Genomic DNA, 5,302 nt, shown 5'->3' with positions numbered 1-5,302 from the left:
AGATCCCGCGTCCGCGGCAACAATCACATGAATTATTAGAGGCATTACAGATAAAGTTGCCAGAAGTATTGCCAAGCCGGAACATACGGGTAGTCACTAGAAAAAAGCTTGCTGTTCGGCGTAAAAGCCAATAAATATAAGGCTTTTACGGCACTTTTGTTTTTTGACTTGGGGTGAACATCCGATGCAATTGCAGATTTCGACCAATCCGGGAGGATCATCTTTCGTATTTTTAGCGTAACGAGGCCTGCGTGTTTGTTCACTTGCGCTACGGTCTGACGGCTCGCTACAGGAAACTCGAACGTATTCATCGCTGTTTACACCCTCCCGTGAGGCTTTCTGCCTCTTTCACTGATGCCCGAACGGCCAATTGACGGGTTGGATTTGCACCAACTGATATATAAACACTCCTTGGCGTACCAGATTAACACAGATGAGAAAATTCTTATTGTGTAATCTGTAATTCCACCTTTAACTGGCATAGAGCACTGTGTCTATTGTAAAGAAATGCGGCGTATTCCGTTATATTTCTTGACTTTACACAATTACTCTCTTACAATTTCTGCATAAATTACCTTTCCAAAAAATCCTGCTTAAATAATGTCCAGACAATATATAGCAAATCTAAAGAGTGGCAATCAGGTAGAGGGCGTTTTCCTTGTTCTCAAAAAGGAGATTCGGGAGACTAAAGACAAAAAACCATATCTCAATCTGCAACTGGCAGACAAATCCGGATGTATTGACGCAAAAAAATGGGATGCAAGCACATCGCTTTATAATAGTTTCAATAGTGACGGATTTATAAGAATCAAAGGTACGGTAGAAACCTTTAATAATTCTCTGCAAATCAAACTTTTGGAAATTACCCCTGTTTCTGAATCAGAAGTGCAAATGGATGAGTTTGTACAAAGCACTGAAAAAAATGTCCCGGAAATGCTGGCTGAATTGAAAGAAATTATCAGGTCCGTTAAAGACCCCTATCTTTCAAAACTGCTCATCTCCTTTTTTACGGATAAGTCATTTGTTACGGCATTTTGTGCTGCACCGGCCGCAACACAAAATCACCACGCCTTTTTGGGCGGCTTGCTGGAACATGTCCTTTCAGTTACAAAACTGGCAGTCAATTTTTCCGGTTTTTATCCTGTGGTCAAAAAGGACCTGTTAATTACCGGTGCGATTCTTCATGATATTGGTAAGATTAGAGAATTATCTTACGAGAGAAGCTTTCAATATACCGATGAAGGCTTGCTTACGGGTCACCTCATATCAGGCGTCCTTATGGTGAATGAGAAGGCTTCAAAGATTGAAGGATTTCCGGGAGAACATCTTAACGTCCTTTTGCATCTCATATTGAGTCATCACGGCGAGTATGAATGGGGTTCCCCAGTAAAACCTGGCACACCTGAGGCAATAGCACTGCACTATCTTGATAATCTGGACGCAAAAATGCAAGGCGCTTTAAAAGCCATCAGTAATCATAAAGATGACAGCAGTGCCTGGACGGATTATGTGAGGATGTTTGAGCGGAGACTTTATAAAAAATGAAGGCTCCTGGAACTTAGGGATTTGGAATTTGGAATTTGCCATTATACCGTAACACTCGGCAGTCGATAGTAGGCAGTGGGCAGTAGGCAGTAGGCAAATTGCAGATTGAGGATTGAAAACTGAAGACTGAAGACTGTGCAAAGGGAGAAATCTTAGAATTTCTCCCTTTGGCGAAAATGACAATTACAGGCATATTAAATTCTTCTATGTCCATTACTCCTATATTAAAGACATCCCCTCTATAACCTTTTCAATATCCGTACATGTATTTCCCTTTTTCATTAAAATAATTTTATTGTTAATAAAGTACCTATGATAGAACCTGTATCAATTATACAATTTGTCCACAGCAAAAAATACACTCCAATGACTGCCGCCGAGCTGGCGGAACATTTTGAGATCAACGACCAGGAATACCGGGCTTTCTGCAAATTATTGCAGGATCTCGAATTCCAGGGTGAAATCGTCAAGATAAAACGAAAACAATACGCCAATCCCAAAACGGTAAATCTGTTGGTGGGAACGATGGATTGCAATTCAAGGGGGTTTGGCTTTGTAGTGCCGGCGAAAAAAGGCGAGGGGAAGGATATCTTTGTAAACGAAGAAAACATGCATTCTGCCATGCACGGAGATACCGTCGTTGTTCGCCTGCCGGATTTAGAACAAATACCAAAAAGAGGCAAACAAAAGGGGGGCGGTTCCGGACAGATTGTCAACGTGTTAAAACGCGCCAATCCTTTCGTTGTGGGTACCTTTAAAAAGTCCAAACGGTTACGATACGTCGTACCGGACAACGCACGCCTGTTCAGAGATGTTTATGTAACAGAAGGCGATGCAAAAGACGCTACACCGGATGATAAGGTAGTGGTTAAAATAGTGCAATGGCCGTCAAGACACCTGAATCCGGAAGGCGAGATAACGGAAATTTTAGGGAAAGAAGGCGATCCGAAAGTAGATCTCCATTCCATAATATATCAATTCAAACTGCCGCAGGCATTTCATAAAAAGGTATCGAATGAAGCGGAAAAAATATCTCAGGAAATACCACAGGAGGAAATCCAAACAAGGCTTGATTTGCGAAAAAAGCTCATTATCACAATAGACCCGGATGACGCCAAGGACTTTGACGATGCGCTGTCCCTTGAAAAGGACGAACGGGGTAATTGGCAATTGGGGGTGCATATCGCCGATGTTTCCTATTATGTAAAACAGGACTCTGCCATTGATAAAGAAGCGCGACTCCGCGGTACGAGCGTGTATTTGCCCGGAAAAGTCATTCCAATGTTACCGGAGGCTTTATCGAATAATCTTTGCAGTCTCAGGGAAGGAGAAGACCGGCTGACCAAAAGCGTTCTTGTAACGATTGACCCTGAGGGAAATATCCTCAAAAGCACTGTTAAACATTCAGTCATCAACGCTACAAAACGCTTAACCTATAAACAGGCAACGGCAATTATTAATAATGAATCGGCGGGGAATATACCGGAGATGGTAAAGAATGTTTTGGTAGAACTGGCGCAACTGGCACAAATACTTTTTAAGAACAAAATGAACCGGGGGGCAATAGAGCTTGACCTGCCTGAAGTATCCCTGAAACTGGACGAACAGGGAAATATTGAACATGTTGAAAAGGAAGAAAGGGATGTATCACACCGGCTTGTTGAGGAGTGTATGCTCCTGGCAAATGAAATGGTGGCGACATTTATGCATAAAAACAAATTGCCGCTGATAAGCAGGGTGCATCCGGAGCCTGACGAAGAAGATATGCTCGAATTCGCTGATTTTGTCCGCGGGCTTGAAAACACCAGAGTGGACCCTTTTAAAATACATCAATTACAAGCATTTTTGAAGGAAATACGCGGAAAACCTGAGGCGCATATGATAAACCTTGTCTTACTGAAATCGATGAAACAGGCAGTGTATTCGGCAACGGAGAGCGGGCATTTTGCCCTCGCCCTTGAAAATTACGCTCATTTCACCTCCCCTATCCGCCGCTATCCCGACCTCATTATCCACAGGACGCTGGATCAGCATTTTTCCGGAGAATTGCGGTCACCTGTCGTGCAAAAAATATGGAAAAACTGTTTGCCTGAATGGGCAGAGCATTGTTCCGTTACGGAACGTAGGGCGGAAGAAGCGGAACGTGAAATCACCAAACTGAAATTACTGCGCTTTTTTGAAAACCGTGTGGGAGATAATTTTGAGGGCGTTATCACCGGAGTGCAGGAATACGGCTTCTTTGTGCAATTAAGCGAATATCTCCTGGAAGGTCTTGTACATATCCGTACCCTGGAAGATGATATCTATCAGATAAGCAAAAAACATATGGCGCTTGTAGGCACCAGACGGAAAAAAATGTTTCGAATCGGAGACGTGGTGAAAGTAAAAATATACAAAATCGATCTTTTAAAACGAGAGGTAGATTTTATCCCCTATGAGGACAGAAATGAAAAGCCCCGCCGCGGGAAAACACGAAATATCCCGGAAGATGACCCTGAGTCATAACCCTGCAGTACCTTATCAGTAATTTCTTTGCATTTTTTAACAAAAATATTTAATGTTGAAATCCGAAACGTGAAATACGATACATAACCCTGTCAGGAAAATATAGGAACACTTCCCTTATTCTCCTACCAGAGCATGCTAGGAATATGGGAAGTGTCGCCCTATACTCCTAATTACCAGGTGTAATAAGGCAAATAGCTATGGACTTGTTATATAGGGTTGGCGGACTAAGCGGAGTTGAGATAAGAGAAATGATGGGGGTAGACTATAGCACTGTATACCAAGGGAGAAAACGATTACGAGAAAAACTGAAAGATGGCAAACATATTTCTAAGATTCTTGAAAGAGTTGAAGCAAATTTGTCAACAATAAAGATTTGCCCCCCCCTTTTTCTCCTACTGGCGGGATATTTTGCAAAAGTATCAGAAAGGGAAGGCACAGTCAATGGAATGCCTGCATTTTTAGATTTGCAAATGGTTATTTTGCTAATATTTTGCATTTCAAAAATCACAGACCAAAAACTAATCTCAGTCTTTTATCCAATTATAGAAGAATCGAGTTGCTTACCCTTCCTATTTCACCAACGACAATTCTTTTTTCTATGGTAACGAGTTTATCTATTTTGAGGGTAGAGCATTTCTTGAGTCCGGTATCCCCAAAATCCGGATGATTTGTTTCAAGAACATAATCTGTTTCTTTTACAGGTTTAGTAATTCCTGATGAAATAAAGGCTACGACAACATCATCTCCGGTTTTTCAGAACTCGAAACAATTACCGCAGGACATTTTTTTACCGTAGATAAATCCGTAAATGGAAACGGCGTTAATACAATAGTTCCTTTAGTCATTTTTATACTTAACCTTCAAATCATTATCAGAATAAATATCTTCTTCGGGGGCATTTAAAAAATCGAAACTACCACCTATTTCAGCGATTTTGTATATTTCCTGATGTAATAACCCGTTCTTGTCAGTACCTAAAAAAGTAACTATAACCTCTTGCGGTTCCATAATATTGATCTTTTCGGGTAGCTTGATTTTTTAACCATCAAATAATGCCTTAACAGATATCATAATTAGGGGTTGTCAGATAATAACTTTTACAACTATGGCATGGGATAACAAGGTGTGAATGACTCAATTTTTTGAAATTGTATAATTCCAATCTCCATGGAAATTATGCTTTCCAATATTAATCTTTTCCATTTCCCGATCGGAAACCTTTATCCCTGTTGGATATTTCCTTTTGTCA

5 protein-coding genes are annotated in these 5,302 nt (G+C 41.0%); 3 read left to right on the top strand and 2 right to left on the bottom strand.

What is annotated here, in order from left to right; all coding sequences use genetic code 11:
* Positions 1-600: 600 nt before the first annotated feature.
* The 3 genes from QZT26_RS16370 to QZT26_RS16360 all read left to right on the top strand — a co-directional run bounded on the left by QZT26_RS16370 (position 601) and on the right by QZT26_RS16360 (position 4,658).
* Positions 601-1,545 (top strand): HD domain-containing protein, encoded by a 945-nt coding sequence (locus tag QZT26_RS16370; RefSeq protein WP_099326421.1) that lies wholly within the window; start codon positions 601-603, stop codon positions 1,543-1,545.
* A 312-nt stretch (positions 1,546-1,857) separates the two neighbouring features.
* Positions 1,858-4,050: a ribonuclease R gene (gene rnr, locus QZT26_RS16365; protein ID WP_295103689.1), complete on the top strand. Its 2,193-nt coding sequence runs from the start codon at positions 1,858-1,860 to the stop codon at positions 4,048-4,050.
* A gap of 200 nt (positions 4,051-4,250) precedes the next feature.
* Positions 4,251-4,658 carry a hypothetical protein gene (locus QZT26_RS16360; RefSeq protein WP_295103688.1) on the top strand — a complete coding sequence of 136 codons (408 nt, stop codon included), beginning with the start codon at positions 4,251-4,253 and terminating at the stop codon, positions 4,656-4,658.
* 232 nt (positions 4,659-4,890) lie between these two features.
* Here QZT26_RS16360 and QZT26_RS16355 read toward each other — a convergent pair whose 3' ends face one another.
* Both QZT26_RS16355 and QZT26_RS16350 read right to left on the bottom strand, forming a co-directional pair.
* Positions 4,891-5,061: a hypothetical protein gene (locus QZT26_RS16355; RefSeq protein WP_164995294.1), complete on the bottom strand. Its 171-nt coding sequence runs from the start codon at positions 5,059-5,061 to the stop codon at positions 4,891-4,893.
* A gap of 126 nt (positions 5,062-5,187) precedes the next feature.
* Positions 5,188-5,302 (bottom strand): hypothetical protein (locus QZT26_RS16350; protein ID WP_295100125.1); only part of this gene is annotated, 115 nt, incomplete at its 5' end.

Source organism: uncultured Candidatus Kuenenia sp., assembly GCF_900696675.1.
Classification (GTDB): Bacteria; Planctomycetota; Brocadiia; order Brocadiales; family Brocadiaceae; genus Kuenenia; species Kuenenia stuttgartiensis_A.
Note: the sequence above shows the minus strand (reverse complement) of the source record. Positions and strands in the feature narration are given on the sequence as shown.

What these genes read in the sequence shown, in the direction of transcription:
- QZT26_RS16355 (WP_164995294.1), bottom strand. Translation starts at nt 5,061, where the DNA reads ATGGAACCGCAAGAGGTTATAGTTACTTTTTTAGGTACTGACAAGAAC.
- QZT26_RS16370 (WP_099326421.1), top strand. Translation starts at nt 601, where the DNA reads ATGTCCAGACAATATATAGCAAATCTAAAGAGTGGCAATCAGGTAGAG.
- rnr (WP_295103689.1), top strand. Translation starts at nt 1,858, where the DNA reads ATGATAGAACCTGTATCAATTATACAATTTGTCCACAGCAAAAAATAC.
- QZT26_RS16360 (WP_295103688.1), top strand. Translation starts at nt 4,251, where the DNA reads ATGGACTTGTTATATAGGGTTGGCGGACTAAGCGGAGTTGAGATAAGA.